This window comes from Rhizobium sp. rho-13.1 (assembly GCF_007000305.1).
Taxonomy (GTDB): Bacteria; Pseudomonadota; Alphaproteobacteria; order Rhizobiales; family Rhizobiaceae; genus Rhizobium; species Rhizobium rhododendri.
Genome location: NZ_SCFL01000012.1, coordinates 50,849 through 64,601 on the forward strand (window position 1 = coordinate 50,849; position 13,753 = coordinate 64,601).

Below are 13,753 nucleotides of genomic sequence, written 5' to 3' on the forward strand. Positions count from 1 at the left end.
CAGGAGACGACCATGCTGAGCAACTCACTCATCGAACTCGACCGAGCCCATCTCGTCCATCCGGTCGCGTCCTACAGGACCCACGAGAAAATCGGCGTGCGGGTTCTGAAATCCGGCAAGGGTGCGACGGTCACGGATGCCTCGGGCCATCAGCTTATCGATGGTTTTGCCGGCCTGTGGTGCGTCAATGCCGGCTACGGCCAGGAAAGCATCGTCGAGGCCGCCGCGCAGCAGATGCGCGAGCTGCCCTACGCCACCGGCTATTTCAGCCTCGGTTCAGAACCCGCCATCCGTCTTGCCGCCGAACTTGCCGATCGGACGCCCGGCGATCTCAACCATGTCTACTTCACGCTCGGCGGATCCGATGCCATCGACAGCACGGTGCGTTTCATCCGCTATTATTACCATGCCAAGGGCACGCCCGCGAAAGACCAGTTCATCTCCGTCGAACAGGGCTACCACGGTTCATCGACGGTCGGCGCCGGGCTGACGGCCCTGCCGGTGTTTCATGCAGGCTTCGGCATCCCGTTCGACTGGCAGCATAAAATCCCGTCGCATTACGCCTATCGCAACCCGGTCGGCAGCGACGATGCGGCGATCATTGCCGCGTCGACAGCTGCACTACGTGCCAAGGTCGAGGTCCTCGGCGCGGACCGCGTCGCTGCATTCTATGTCGAGCCGATCCAGGGGTCCGGAGGCGTCATCGTGCCGCCGAAAGGCTGGATCAAGGCGATGCGCGATCTCTGCACCGAACTCGACATTCTGTTCATCGCCGACGAAGTCATCACCGGTTTCGGCCGCACCGGACCGCTGTTTGCCTGCAGCGAGGAGGACATCGTTCCGGATTTCATGACCGTCGCCAAGGGGCTGACCTCAGGCTATGTGCCGATGGGCGCCGTATTCATGACCGACAAGATCTACCAGACCATCGCCGACGGCGCCGGCAGCGCTGCAGTCGGACATGGCTATACCTATTCCGCCCATCCGGTCAGCGCCGCCGTCGGCCTCGAAGTCTTGCGTCTCTATGAGGGCGGGTTGCTGGACAACGGCCGCAAGGCCGGTGCCCGCCTGATGGAGGGCCTGCACAGCCTCGCCAGTCATCCGCTGGTCGGCGAGGTCCGCGGTCGCGGAATGCTGGCGGCGCTCGAACTTGTCACCGACAAGGAGCGCAAGACCCCGCTGCCGGCAGCGGCGGACCCGTCGCGCCGCATCTTCGACCGCGCCTGGGATAACGGGCTGGTCGTGCGCGCCTTCGGCAACGGCATTCTCGGCTATGCGCCGCCGCTCTGCTGCACGGAGGCCGAAATCGATGCCATCGTCGAGCGTACGCGCAAAACGCTGGACCAGACGCTGGAAGATCCGGATATCCGTGCCGCCATGGCGTGAGATCACCGGTTCCCCATGAGCGAGAATCATGCGGGCCGAAATACCGCGGTGGCTGAATATTCGGAATTTTCTGCCGTGGCACTTCCGTCTTTAAGCGCATTCGGTGCCCGTTAACTGAGACACTGTCCTTCAACCGGCGGTCAAAAGCCGCAAACAAAGCGATCAGGCAGTCTCAACAGGGTCGTATCGCCTGAAATGCACACAGCATATCGTTCTGTTAGGACGCTGCAGAGGAGGACCAAGGGTCCACCGAGAAAGGACTAGAGGCTTGGAAAAGACATTTGAAAGCTTCAAATATCTGACCTTCGACGTGGTCGGCACGCTGATCGACTTCGAGGGCGGGCTGATCGGCTGCCTGCAGGAAATTGCCGCCGAGAACGGCAAGTCCGTCGATGGCGAAACGGCGCTCAGCCTTTATCGCAATGCCCGCTACATGCCGGATGTCGGGCTTTTCCCGGATGATCTCGTGCGTGTCTACATGGTCATTGCACCGGCGCTCGGACTGCCGGCGGAGGCCCGGTTGGGTGAGCGGCTGCGTGACTCGGCAAAGACGTGGATGGCATTTCCCGACAGCGCCGATGCAATGGCCCGCCTCGCCAAGCGCTTCAAGCTCATCGCCATGACAAATGCCCAGCGCTGGGCGTTCGAGTGCTTTTCGCAAGCGCTCGGCAATCCGTTCTTCAAGGGTTTTACCGCCGACGACACGGGCACGGAAAAGCCAGACCCGGCATTTTTCGAGCATGTCCTCGCCTCCATAACGTCCGAAGGCGGCTCCCGCGCCGACATCCCGCATGTCGCGCAGAGCCAGTATCACGACATCGGGATCTCCAGGCAGCTTGGCATAGCAAACTGCTGGATCGAGCGACGCCACGCCCAGAAGGGCTATGGCGGCACGATCGAGCCTGTAGCCTTCACCAAGCCGGATTTCCACTTTACCTCCATGGCAGCGCTTGCGGATGCCGTGGAACAGACGAACGCCGCCTGAGGCTTCAACGAGCCCCGGACGGACACGGCAATGCCTTCACACAATCAATAAAAGGGGAATGCGCATGTCTGACAATAAATTTTTAAACTGGACGTCTTCCGACGATGCCATGGTCGAGAACGCCATTCGCCGTGGTGCAAGCCGCCGCGATCTTCTGAAGATGATGATGGCCGGAGGCCTTGCCGCCACTGCCGGCAGCCTGATCCTCGGCCGCGCCAATAGCGCGATTGCCGCCACGCCTGTTTCCGGCGGATCGCTGAAAGCAGCCGGCTGGTCGGCTTCGACGGCAGATACGCTCGACCCGGCCAAGGCATCGCTGTCGACCGACTACGTCCGTTGCTGCGCCTTCTACAACCGGCTGACATTCCTCGACAAGGCCGGCGTAACGCAGATGGAACTTGCCGAGAGCGTCGAAAGCTCGGACGCAAAGGTTTGGACCGTCAAATTGCGCAAGGGGGTCACGTTCCACGACGGTAAGACGCTGAAGGCCGCCGACGTCGTCTACTCGCTGAAGCGCCACCTCGACCCGGCCGTCGGATCGAAGGTCAATTCGATCGCCAAGCAGATGACCGGTTTCAAGGCCGTCGACGACCTCACCGTAGAGATCACGCTCGCCAGCGCCAATGCCGACCTGCCGACCATTCTCGCCATGCATCACTTCATGATCCTGGCCGACGGCACGACCGATTTCTCCAAGGCAAACGGCACCGGCGCGTTTGTTTGCGAAGTCTTCGAGCCCGGCGTGCGATCCCTTGCAACCAAGAACAAGAACTACTGGAAGCAGGGCGGCCCGCACCTCGACAGCTTCGAGTTCTTCGCCATCTCCGACGATAGCGCCCGCGTCAATGCGCTGATTTCCGGCGACATCCAGCTCGCAGCCTCGATCAATCCGCGCTCCATGCGCTTGCTCGAAACCCAGCCCTCCGTCGCCATCTCCAAGACGACATCGGGCAACTACACCAACCTCAACATGCGCCTCGACATGAGCCCGGGCAACAAGGCCGACTTCGTCACCGGCATGAAATACCTGCTCAACAGGGAGCAGATCCAGAAATCCGTGCTGCGCGGCCTGGCCGAGATCGGCAACGACCAGCCGATTTCCCCGGCCAGCATCTATTACAACGCCGATCTGAAGCCGAAAGCCTTCGACCCCGAAAAGGCAAAGTTCCACTTCCAGAAGGCCGGCGTGCTGGGACAATCGATCCCCGTCGTGGCCTCGGATGCGGCCACCTCGTCGATCGACATGGCCATGGTCGCCCAGGCAGCCGGCGCCGAGATCGGCATGAAGCTCGACGTGCAGCGCGTTCCCTCCGACGGCTATTGGTCGAACTACTGGCTGAAGGCGCCGATTCATTTCGGCAACATCAATCCACGCCCGACGCCGGATATCCTGTTCTCGCTCCTCTATTCCTCCGACGCCCCTTGGAACGAGAGCCAGTACAAGTCGCCCAAGTTCGACACGATGATGATCGAAGCGCGCGGCATGCTGGACCAGGCCAAGCGCAAGGAAATATACAATGCGATGCAGGTGATGATCGCGGAAGAGGCCGGCACCGCCATTCCCGCCTTCATCTCGAATGTCGACGCCATTTCCTCCAAGCTCAAGGGGCTGGAATCCAATCCGCTCGGCGGCATGATGGGATATGCGTTCGCAGAGTATGTCTGGCTCGAGGCCTAGCACCGCCATGAAGCCGGCCGGAGATCCATCGTGTCTCCGGCCCCCCTCCATGCTACAGTGCTTTGAAAGCACCGTCCCCCTGCGGAGCGCCCATGAACCTCCACGTCCTCGTGTTGGTGATCAACCGATTGCTCGTGGCTGTCGTCACCTTGCTGATCGTGTCCTTCACCGTGTTTTTCGCAACCGAGATGCTGCCGGGCGATGTCGCCCAGATCCTTCTCGGTCAGGCAGCGACACCGGAAGCCGTGGCGGGTTTGCGGACCGCGATGCATCTCGACGACCCTGCATTCTACCGGTTCATCCACTGGCTCGGCGGTTTCGTCACCGGCGATCTCGGCATCTCCTATGCCAACAACATGCCCATCGCAAAGCTGATCGGTCCGCGCTTCCTCAGCACGCTGAAACTGGCGACTGCCACTGCCCTGTTCTCCGTGCCGCTGGCCCTGACACTGGGCATAACCTCGGCGATTGCACGGGGCTCGATCTTCGACCGGATCGTCACCACGGTGACCATAGCCGTTATTTCCGTGCCCGAATTCATGGTCGCGACGTCAGCCGTACTCGTCTTCGCGGTGTATCTGAAGTGGCTTCCGGCGCTCTCCTTCGCCAATGAGGTCCACAGCTTCGGCGAGCTTCTGCGGGTCTTTGCCATGCCGGTGATCACGCTGAGCTTCGTCATCTCGGCGCAGATGATCCGCATGACGCGGGCAGCGGTGATCGAAACGCTCGGAACGCCCTACATCGAAATGGCGCTTCTGAAAGGGGCCTCGCGAACGAGGATCGTGTTGAAGCACGCGCTTCCCAACGCGCTAGGACCGATCGTCAATGCCGTCGCGCTGTCGCTGTCCTACCTGCTCGGCGGCGTCATCATCGTCGAGACGATTTTCAACTATCCCGGCATTGCCAAGATGATGGTGGATGCGGTGGCGACGCGCGACCTCCCGCTCATCCAGACCTGTTCGATGATCTTCTGTTTCGGTTACCTGATCCTGATCACGATTGCCGACATCATCGCCATCATGTCCAACCCGAGGCTGCGCTGACCATGGCAAATTTCTCCGTATCCCCGGCACGTTTCGGCTACCGCTTCAACATCGTCGGCGTCCTCGGGCTGACCATCATCCTTACCTGGTCACTGGTCGCTATTTTCGCGCCCCTGCTGATCCCCTATTCTATCGCCGATATCGTCGACTACGACTACTTCGGACCGATCTCCGCAAAATTCCTGCTCGGCACCGATTATCTCGGCCGAGACATCCTGTCGCGTATCTTGATGGGCGCGCGCTACACTGTGGGCATATCGCTTGCCGCCGTGGCTGTCGCCTGTTTCACCGGCGTCGCGCTCGGCATGAGTGCCGCCGTTGCCGGAGGATGGTTCGACACGTGCCTCTCCCGATTTCTCGACGCCTTGAGCTCCATTCCGAGCAAGCTCTTCGGGCTCGTCGTCGTTGCCGCTGTCGGCTCCTCCATACCGGTGCTCATCGTCACCCTGGCCGTGATCTACACGCCAGGCGCCTATCGCTTCAGCCGGGCGCTCGCCGTCAACATCAATACGATGGACTATGTCACTGTCGCCCGGGCCCGCGGCGAGAAGACCATCTACCTGATCGGTTCGGAAATCCTGCCGAACATCCTCGGCCCCGTGCTTGCCGATCTCGGCCTGCGCTTCGTGTTCATTGTTCTGCTGCTTTCGGGCCTGTCCTTCCTCGGCCTCGGCGTTCAGCCGCCGAACGCCGACTGGGGCGCGCTTGTGCGCGAAAACATCGGCGGCCTGCCTTTTGCAGCCCCTGCGGTGATCTTTCCGTCGATCGCCATCGCCAGCCTCACCATCAGCGTCAATCTTCTGATCGACAACCTGCCGCATAAAATCAGAGACCGGAGCATGTGATGGCAAACCTTGTCGAAGTCCGCAATCTCGAGGTCGAGGCAAAGACCGATGCCAACCGCACCGTGGCAATCATCCGCGATGTGAGTTTCAATATCGCCGAGGGCGAGATCGTCGCGCTGATCGGCGAAAGCGGTTCGGGCAAGACGACCATTGCCCTGACGATGATGGGCCATACGCGTCCGGGCTGTCGCATCAGTGGCGGTTCGGTCCTGTTGTCCGGCAACGACATGGCCGCCCTGCCCGAAAAGCGCCTCGCCAGCCTGCGCGGCACGCAAGTCGCATACGTGCCGCAAAGTGCTGCCGCAGCCTTCAATCCGGCGCAGACGATCATGGATCAGGTGATCGAGGTCGTGCGCATCCACAAGCTGATGTCCATCGACCAGGCCCGTTCGCGGGCGGTCGAACTGTTCAAGGCGCTGGCCCTGCCCGACGCCGAGACCATCGGCGCGCGCTATCCGCACCAGGTCTCCGGCGGCCAGTTGCAGCGGCTCTCGGCCGCCATGGCGCTGATCGGCAATCCGAAGCTGGTGATCTTCGACGAACCGACAACGGCGCTCGATGTGACGACCCAGATCGACGTGCTCAGGGCCTTCAAGTCGGTCATGAAAAAGGGCGGCCTTGCCGGCGTCTATGTTTCCCACGACCTTGCCGTCGTTGCCCAGATCGCCGATCGCATCGTCGTTCTGAAGGAAGGTGAAATCCAGGAAATCGGCAAAACGGCGCAAATCCTGGCATCGCCGCAGCACCCCTACACGCGCCAACTCGTGGCAGCCTTCAAGCCGACCCTGCGGATCCCACCGGCCCCAGTAGAGCAGTCGGCGCGACAGCCGCTGCTGGAGGTGGATGCGTTGTCGGCCGGCTATGGCCCGATCCAGCCGAATGGATTGCCGCTGGCTCTGGCGCTGAAATCCGTCAGCCTGAAACTCGACTACGGCCAGAACCTCGGCATCGTTGGGGAATCCGGCTGCGGAAAGTCGACATTGGCCCGGGCAATTGCCGGCATCCTGTCGCCGGCGTCCGGCCATATCATTTTCGACGGCAAGGAACTGGCGCCAAACGCTGCCAGCCGCCATCGCGACGAATTGCGCAAGCTGCAGATCGTCTTCCAGTTCGCAGACACCGCGCTCAACCCGTCCAAATCGATTTCAGACATTCTGGAGCGACCGCTTGCCTTCTATCACGGCATGGCGAAGGGCCAGCGGCAAGCCCGCATCGACCAGCTGCTCGACATGGTGCATCTGCCGCGCAGCGTGAAATCCCGGCGACCTGCCGAATTGTCGGGCGGGCAGAAACAACGCATCAATCTGGCAAGAGCGCTTGCGGCCGAGCCCAAACTCATTCTTTGCGACGAGATCACCTCGGCGCTCGACACCGTCGTGGCTGCGGCGATCATCGATCTGCTGAAAGAGCTGCAGACCGAGCTCGGGCTGTCCTACATCTTCATCAGCCATGATCTCTCGGTCGTGCAGGCGATCTGCGACGAGATCGCGGTGATGTATGCCGGCGAAAAGATCGAACAGATCGCGCCGTCCGACTTCGGCAATCCCGGCGGACATCCCTATTCGCGGCTGCTTTATTCCTCGGTGCCGAAGCTCGATCCCACCTGGCTCGACGGCCTCGAGCGGGACCCTGAACTCGTTGCGGCCTTTGCAAAGCGCTGAGATCGGCGGCCGGCTACATCGGGAAAAGGCTGGTCAGCGGCATATGCGACCGGGTAATCGGCGATTTCAGCACGACGAAGCTGAAATATTTGTCGATGCCGATATCCATGTCGATGAGGCGTTCCATGATCGTCTGGTATTCGGTGATGCTGCCGGTGACGAACTTGATGAGATAATCGTATCCGCCCGAGACCAGATGGCACTCGATGACGGAGTCGACCTTCTCGATGGCCGCCAGAAACCGGGCGAAATCGATCTGCCGATGGTTCTTTAACGTCACTTCCGTAAAGACCGTCAGGGTCTGCCCGAGCTTGGCAACGTTGATCTGTGCCGAGTAGCTGACGATATAGCCTTCCGCCTGCAGCTTCTTGACCCGCATCAGGCAGGGACTGGGCGACAGGTTGACCAGATCCGCCAGCTCTACATTGGTGATGCGGCCGTTCTTCTGCAGTTCGGAGAGAATCTTGATGTCGATCCGGTCGAGTTTCATCAGCGCTCCATGACGTCCGGTGCTCATTCACCGCGCTTGCTGCAGCATATTATGCGGAATGAAAAATGCATCAAGCCGGGCAAGGCCGCTCTCGCCCTGCAAATCGCGCAATTGACAAGTTAAGCAGAATAATCTTCCAGCGACGGCAGTCACGCCATGAAATGCTGATTGGCCATGCTCTGCGGCAAACGCTAGCGCAAGCCTCTGGCTATAATTATGTCTTCATTGGAGAAATCGCATGCCCGCGCCGCTTTTCAAGATCGAGACAACACCGGATTTGCCTGCGGAAGCGGATGTCGTCGTTATCGGCGGAGGCGTCGTCGGCGCCTTCTCGGCATATTATCTCGCCCGTCGCGGCTTTCGCGTCGCACTTGTCGAAAAGGGCTACATCGGCGCGGAGCAATCCAGCCGAAACTGGGGATGGTGCCGCCAGCAAAATCGAGATGCCCGCGAATTGCCGATGGCGACGAAAAGTCTCGCCCTGTGGGACAAGCTTGCCGGCGATCTCGGCGAGGACGTCGGCTTCACCAAGTGCGGGCTGCTTTATCTGAGCGACAACGAAGCCGAGATAGCCGGCTGGGCCCGCTGGCGCGATTTTGCGGCAACCGTCGGGGTCACGACCCACGTGCTCACTGCCGATGAGGCCACACAGCGCGGACAGGCAACCGGCAAGCGCTGGAAAGGCGGCGTATTTTCGCCGAGCGACGGCATCGCCGACCCGGCCCGTGCGGCACCGATCGTGGCACGCGGCATCATCGCGGCCGGCGGTTCCGTCCACCAGCTCTGTGCTGCGCGGGGCGTTGAAACCGAGGCCGGGCGCGTCAGCGGCGTGATCACAGAGGCCGGCACCATCCGAACAAAGACCGTTGTGCTGGCCGGCGGCGCCTGGGCCTCCTCCTTCTGCCGCCAGCTCGGCATCCGCTTTCCGCAAGCCTCGGTCCGGTCGTCGATTCTGTCGGTGGGACCGGGCGCCGAAGGCATTCCAGATGCGCTTCACACTGCCGAGGTTTCGGTGACGCGCCGGGGCAATGGCGGTTACACGCTGGCCATCAGCGGCCGGGCGCGTGTCGATCCGACGGCGCAACAGGTGCGCTTTGCCCGCGAGTTCGTGCCGATGTTTGCCAAGCGCCGCCGCAGCCTGGCGCTGGGCGGGGCCGAGGGATGGCGATCAGGACACGAGAGCGTCACGAAATGGCGGCTCGACGCCCCCACCCCGATGGAGCGCAATCGCGTCCTCGACCCGACGCCGGATCAATCGCAGATCGACGAGACGCTGCGGCGGGCCCGAAAGCTTCTGCCGGGACTAAAGGATATCGGCCAAGAGAGCGCCTGGGCCGGCTACATCGACAGCACGCCGGACGGGGTTCCCGCCATCGGCGAAATTGCGAGCCTCCCCGGGCTGATCCTCGCGGCCGGCCTCAGCGGCCATGGCTTCGGCATCGGACCGGGCGCTGGCCATCTGGTGGCTGATATCATTGCCGGAACGCCGCCGCTGGTAGACCCGGTACCTTACGACCCCGCGCGGTTGAGCAAATCGGTCTGGGGCAAGGTTGCCGACTTCTGAGCATGCCGACGCCACGGGGCGCCGGTGACGCTCATCGCGACGCGACCCAGTTCTGCCACTCGCCGCCGCTGCCGTGGAACACGTTGAGGTCGATCTTGCCACGCACGCCGTCCGTCAGGCCGGAGCCGGAATATTGCCAGAACAGCCATTTGCGCCCGGGATAGAGTTCCGACGGATGAGCGGCAACGGAGCGCAGCCAGAAGGGATAATCCAGCAGTTCGCCCTGCAGGTTGTCGCGATAGAAATCCGGCGCCGTGTAGATGATCGGCCGGCGGCCATAATGGCGCTCCAGTTTCTCGGCGAAAACCTGGATCTTTTCGAGCACTTTTGCCCGTGAAATCCGCTGCTTGCAGGCCGATTGGCCGTTCCATTCGACATCGATGACGGGCGGCAGCGCATTGGCCTCGCGGGGTACGTTGCGGATGAACCAGTCTGCCTGCTCGCCGGCCGTGCGGCACCAGTAGAAGAAGTGGTAGGCGCCGCGGCGCACGCCGGCTTCCTTGGCCTTGCGCCAGTTGGTCTTGAACATCGGGTCGAGATGGTCGCCGCCATCGGTGGCCTTGATATAGGCGAAGTTCGCCCCTTGCGTGCGCAGCCGGTCCCAGTCGATATCGCCCTGCCAGCGCGAAACGTCGACGCCGTGGACCTCGAGCTTGCGCGGGTTGGATCGCCCGAAATTCATCGGCTTGGCATCCCTGAACCGATGGCCGTAGATCTGCCCGGCGGAGCGTGCGGCGGAAGGCATCTCCGGCATCGCCATCGCCACCTGGAGCGCGGGCCGCGAGCCCGGCACTGGCAGGCCGATGTTGCCGGAAGGAGAGGCAAAGCCCAATGGTTCCGGCATTGCCCCTGCCAAATTCGACTGGCCGCGCGCGGCCACGACCTTCGGCGCGGACTGCCCGACATTGGCCGGCGGCACCACGGCCGATGGTCGGGTGATCGAACCCGTCGTCTCCTGTGAGGGGACAGCGGCGGCGGCAGCCTCGGGCGCCGAACGCGATGTGCAGCCGGACAAAAGCACGCAGGCCGAGACGATTGCTGACAAAATGAATGAACGCATGAGAACCCGTACGCAAGACAATCGCCCATGGAGACGGGCGAATGACCGCGCCGGCGCCAATTACTAACACCAGATTAGCAAAAAAGACTGAATGCGATCTTTACGCAGCAGACATTTGCATTTTTCCTCGCACCGCAAAGCGAGGTTTCTCGTTCAACATTCCGTCATCCGCCGGACAATGCCCTCCGTTTCGATATTCGTGCCCGAAAGTCTGCAGGTCGTTATTTCCTGAACAGCCTCTCCAGGAACGTCACGAATGACGGCCGCCACACATCCATCTCGTGCTGCAGGCCAGGATATTCGTGGTATTCATAAGCGATCTTGTTCTTGTCCAATGTCGCTTTGAGGCCGGCGATGTCCTTGCCGGTCACCTGATCCTTGGTGCCGACCGTCACGGTGAAATTGCGCAGGTTCCTGTTGATCCTGGCAGGATCGTTCAAGGCATCGTCAACGGCCTTGTTAGGCACAGTCGTGGTCGACACGCCGCTGAAGGTCGCCACCCAGCCGAAGGTGCCGAGATGCGAAAAGCCGGAGACAAGCGCCTGGTATCCGCCCTGCGACAGACCGGCCACGGCCCGGCCGTCGGCGTCGTTGCGAACCCGGTAATGGCTTTTCATATAGGGAATGAGGTCTTCCATCAGCTCGCGGTCCGCTGCCTCAGCATTGACGGGATAGAATGTCTTGCGCCGGTCTGCGGCGGGGAAATTCTCGGCGATGGCCTCATCCACATCGGTCTCCGTGTCCGGAATAACGACGATCATCGGCCGGATCTTGTTTTCCGCCATGAGATTGTCGAGGATCTGCGGCGCCCTGCCCTGGCTAATCCAGGACGCGGCGGTGTCGCCGAAGCCGTGATAAAGATAGAGCACGGGGAGCCGCTTGGAGGCGTCGCTGTAGCCGGGCGGCGTATAGACATACATCTGCCGCTCGGATTTCAGAGCCTTCGAATGCAGCGTTACGAGCCTTAGATCGCCGTGTGCGACATTGCGGGTGTCGAGAATACTGCCGGGCACCAGAATGAGGCTGCTATTGACTTGCCGCTGCGGTTTGGGCGCATTGCTGCCGGTATCGATGCTGCGGAACCCGTCGACGTTAAAGTAGTATTCATAGAGATTGGGCTTCAGCGGTTCGCTTTGCATAGACCACACGCCGGTGTCGCTACGCTGCATTGGCATTGGATCGCCGGTCCCCAGCACCACAGACACGGATTTGGCCGACGGCGCATACAAGCGGAAGATGATCGATCCGTCTTTCTCGACCGAGGTCACGAACTCTTTCAACGGACGGTCCGAGGGCGCCGCCGCCGGCAGATCGACAGCAGACGCGGGTATGCCGATCAGGCATCCGGCAATCGAGAGAACAGGCAAAAGCAACCGCATGAAAACCTCCTCCAAAAAATTTCAAAACAGACGACTCGGCTGGTCAGCCTAAGGATGGCCCATAAACTTTCAACATAATTACGCTGGGGAGCAGAAAAGGGTACCGATCGAGAGGCAGATAGCGGGTTGGAAAGGAAGCAGCGCGTTTGAGCCTCTCCTCGCCGGACAATGGCCATAGGCACGCCCTGCCCTTCACGGCACGGGTTACCTTTTCTGACATACCCCCTCCTTTGACCCTCGGTTTTGCAATGACAGGATCTTTATAGTAAGGGTTCGGTCTGAGCCTGGAACTTGCCCGTTGCGGGCGACATGGTGCGCGCCCTCGTGAGCCTGGCGGAGCACGCCTTGGGGGGTCTGGACGGCATCACCATGCTGCTCCCGCGCCAGGAGCTGTTCCTCTATATGTATGTGAGGAAGGACGCGGCCCTCTCGTCCCAGATCGAGCGCACGCAATCGACCCTTTCGGACCTGCTCTGCTTCGAGACCGGGGCGCAGACCGGCTGCCCTTCGGCAGGACCCTTTAGCGACCTGGTGAGCTCCTGGACGCGGCCGAGGCGGATGTCCTCGTCTCGCATGTGCTTTTCGAAAGCCGCCTACCGGGCTGCTCGAACTTGTCGATCATGAGCTTGCTGATCTCGCTTTCGGAGAAGCGCTGCGGGCCGGTGTCCGTGCTCGTGCGGAGGCTTTCTTAACCGGTCGAACCTATCGTTCTGCAACGCTGTGTATTTCACTGATATAGCCTCCTGGAAACTCCACCATCGCTGCCTCCCGTCCGTTGGCTGCGAATGGCGGCACGAGGATTGTCGCACCCGATGCCGTCGCTTTCCCAAGCGTTGCCTCAAGGTCGGTCACCTCGTAGCCTGTCGTCTCCCGGCCGAAGGGGTAAGGCAGATGACCATCGGTCACCAGCACCGTCACTGTTCCAAAGGCCGATTCCAGCTGGATGCGGCGATACGTGTCGGCGCGGTCACGGCCGATGTCGGTACCCGCCGCGTCACTGGTATCGGACACTACCCTGCCTTGCGAGAATTTTACGAAATCCGCGACAAAGACATCCGCAACGTCTGGAGACAGGTAGACGCGATTTTCGGGAACCGTTTGAAGCGGCGCATAGGCAGGTGCCTTGGTATGCCAGTAAAGCTGCATGTTGACGCCACCCGGCCATTGAACGATGGCATCCCGGCCAATCGGATCGGGATAACTGTCGACAACGACGGCGGCGCCTGCTTTCCGGGCCGCGGCAATGGCGCTGTCGAGATCCTTGACCAGATAGCCGGTCCGCTCGGTGCCGAATGGATAGGGTATCGGCGTCTTGAAGCCGAAAAGAGAAACCAGCCCTGCCGACGTCTGGATCAGCTGCGATGTCGTGGAGCTCGGCGTCGGCGTTACCGTCGCGACCACCTGCTTCGTCGATGTGCCGCCAAATGTCGCCGTGAAGCTGGCAATGAAACGATCGACGTCACCAACGTCGAGATAGACGTGGGTCGTGTCGTATTGCGGACCTACGGCAACGCCGGCGTCGTCAGCAAAAGCCGCTAAGGGCGGCAAGGCAAGCATTGCCACAGCCACAGTCAGTCGCAGGGCCCGAGCTCTTGTCGTTTGCATGCACATGGGAAATTTCCTTGATAGGATTGGAATGCCATCGTGGCTCAGAAGGACCCA

At 61.3% G+C, this 13,753-nt stretch carries 11 protein-coding genes and 1 pseudogene; 8 read left to right on the top strand and 4 right to left on the bottom strand.

Annotated features, from left to right (window positions below):
* The first annotated feature begins 12 nt into the window (after positions 1 to 12).
* The 6 genes from EQW76_RS21695 to EQW76_RS21720 all read left to right on the top strand — a co-directional run bounded on the left by EQW76_RS21695 (position 13) and on the right by EQW76_RS21720 (position 7,598).
* Entirely contained in the window at positions 13 to 1,386 is a 1,374-nt protein-coding gene (locus EQW76_RS21695; RefSeq protein WP_142831276.1) for an aspartate aminotransferase family protein, read from the top strand.
* 268 nt (positions 1,387 to 1,654) lie between these two features.
* The gene (locus tag EQW76_RS21700) at positions 1,655 to 2,371 is read left to right on the top strand and encodes an HAD-IA family hydrolase (protein ID WP_143123230.1); all 717 of its coding nucleotides are present in this window, start codon (positions 1,655 to 1,657) and stop codon (positions 2,369 to 2,371) included.
* Positions 2,372 to 2,435: 64 nt separating this feature from the next.
* Positions 2,436 to 4,049, top strand: a complete 1,614-nt coding sequence (locus tag EQW76_RS21705) for an ABC transporter substrate-binding protein (RefSeq protein WP_142831278.1) — start codon at positions 2,436 to 2,438, stop codon at positions 4,047 to 4,049.
* 92 nt (positions 4,050 to 4,141) lie between these two features.
* Positions 4,142 to 5,092 (top strand): ABC transporter permease, encoded by a 951-nt coding sequence (locus EQW76_RS21710; protein ID WP_111218659.1) that lies wholly within the window; start codon positions 4,142 to 4,144, stop codon positions 5,090 to 5,092.
* Between the two features lie 2 nt (positions 5,093 to 5,094).
* Entirely contained in the window at positions 5,095 to 5,937 is an 843-nt protein-coding gene (locus EQW76_RS21715) for an ABC transporter permease (RefSeq protein ID WP_143123231.1), read from the top strand.
* Positions 5,937 to 7,598 carry an ABC transporter ATP-binding protein gene (locus EQW76_RS21720; protein WP_143123232.1) on the top strand — a complete coding sequence of 554 codons (1,662 nt, stop codon included), beginning with the start codon at positions 5,937 to 5,939 and terminating at the stop codon, positions 7,596 to 7,598. The genes EQW76_RS21715 and EQW76_RS21720 overlap by 1 nt, the downstream gene beginning before the upstream one ends.
* Positions 7,599 to 7,611: 13 nt before the next feature.
* Here EQW76_RS21720 and EQW76_RS21725 read toward each other — a convergent pair whose 3' ends face one another.
* Positions 7,612 to 8,088, bottom strand: coding sequence for an Lrp/AsnC family transcriptional regulator (locus tag EQW76_RS21725; RefSeq protein ID WP_111218735.1), 477 nt, complete (start codon positions 8,086 to 8,088; stop codon positions 7,612 to 7,614).
* 238 nt (positions 8,089 to 8,326) lie between these two features.
* Here EQW76_RS21725 and EQW76_RS21730 point away from each other — a divergent pair, with 238 nt between their 5' ends.
* Complete coding sequence (locus tag EQW76_RS21730) at positions 8,327 to 9,652, top strand: FAD-binding oxidoreductase (RefSeq protein ID WP_143123233.1); 1,326 nt, start codon at positions 8,327 to 8,329, stop codon at positions 9,650 to 9,652.
* 31 nt (positions 9,653 to 9,683) lie between these two features.
* Here EQW76_RS21730 and EQW76_RS21735 read toward each other — a convergent pair whose 3' ends face one another.
* Complete coding sequence (locus EQW76_RS21735) at positions 9,684 to 10,712, bottom strand: GH25 family lysozyme (protein WP_142831282.1); 1,029 nt, start codon at positions 10,710 to 10,712, stop codon at positions 9,684 to 9,686.
* Positions 10,713 to 10,933: 221 nt separating this feature from the next.
* Positions 10,934 to 12,091, bottom strand: coding sequence for an alpha/beta hydrolase-fold protein (locus EQW76_RS21740; protein WP_143123234.1), 1,158 nt, complete (start codon positions 12,089 to 12,091; stop codon positions 10,934 to 10,936).
* A gap of 324 nt (positions 12,092 to 12,415) precedes the next feature.
* Here EQW76_RS21740 and EQW76_RS21745 point away from each other — a divergent pair.
* Positions 12,416 to 12,586: pseudogene (locus EQW76_RS21745) on the top strand (Fic/DOC family N-terminal domain-containing protein); the annotation flags it as partial.
* A 207-nt stretch (positions 12,587 to 12,793) separates the two neighbouring features.
* Here EQW76_RS21745 and EQW76_RS21750 read toward each other — a convergent pair.
* Positions 12,794 to 13,696, bottom strand: coding sequence for a glyoxalase (locus tag EQW76_RS21750; protein ID WP_143123235.1), 903 nt, complete (start codon positions 13,694 to 13,696; stop codon positions 12,794 to 12,796).
* Between the last annotated feature and the right edge of the window lie 57 nt (positions 13,697 to 13,753).

Coding starts and splice junctions, on each gene's coding strand:
- EQW76_RS21695 (WP_142831276.1), top strand. CDS start 13: ATGCTGAGCAACTCACTCATCGAACTCGACCGAGCCCATCTCGTCCAT.
- EQW76_RS21705 (WP_142831278.1), top strand. CDS start 2,436: ATGTCTGACAATAAATTTTTAAACTGGACGTCTTCCGACGATGCCATG.
- EQW76_RS21710 (WP_111218659.1), top strand. CDS start 4,142: ATGAACCTCCACGTCCTCGTGTTGGTGATCAACCGATTGCTCGTGGCT.
- EQW76_RS21715 (WP_143123231.1), top strand. CDS start 5,095: ATGGCAAATTTCTCCGTATCCCCGGCACGTTTCGGCTACCGCTTCAAC.
- EQW76_RS21720 (WP_143123232.1), top strand. CDS start 5,937: ATGGCAAACCTTGTCGAAGTCCGCAATCTCGAGGTCGAGGCAAAGACC.
- EQW76_RS21725 (WP_111218735.1), bottom strand. CDS start 8,088: ATGAAACTCGACCGGATCGACATCAAGATTCTCTCCGAACTGCAGAAG.
- EQW76_RS21730 (WP_143123233.1), top strand. CDS start 8,327: ATGCCCGCGCCGCTTTTCAAGATCGAGACAACACCGGATTTGCCTGCG.
- EQW76_RS21735 (WP_142831282.1), bottom strand. CDS start 10,712: ATGCGTTCATTCATTTTGTCAGCAATCGTCTCGGCCTGCGTGCTTTTG.
- EQW76_RS21740 (WP_143123234.1), bottom strand. CDS start 12,091: ATGCGGTTGCTTTTGCCTGTTCTCTCGATTGCCGGATGCCTGATCGGC.
- EQW76_RS21750 (WP_143123235.1), bottom strand. CDS start 13,696: ATGCAAACGACAAGAGCTCGGGCCCTGCGACTGACTGTGGCTGTGGCA.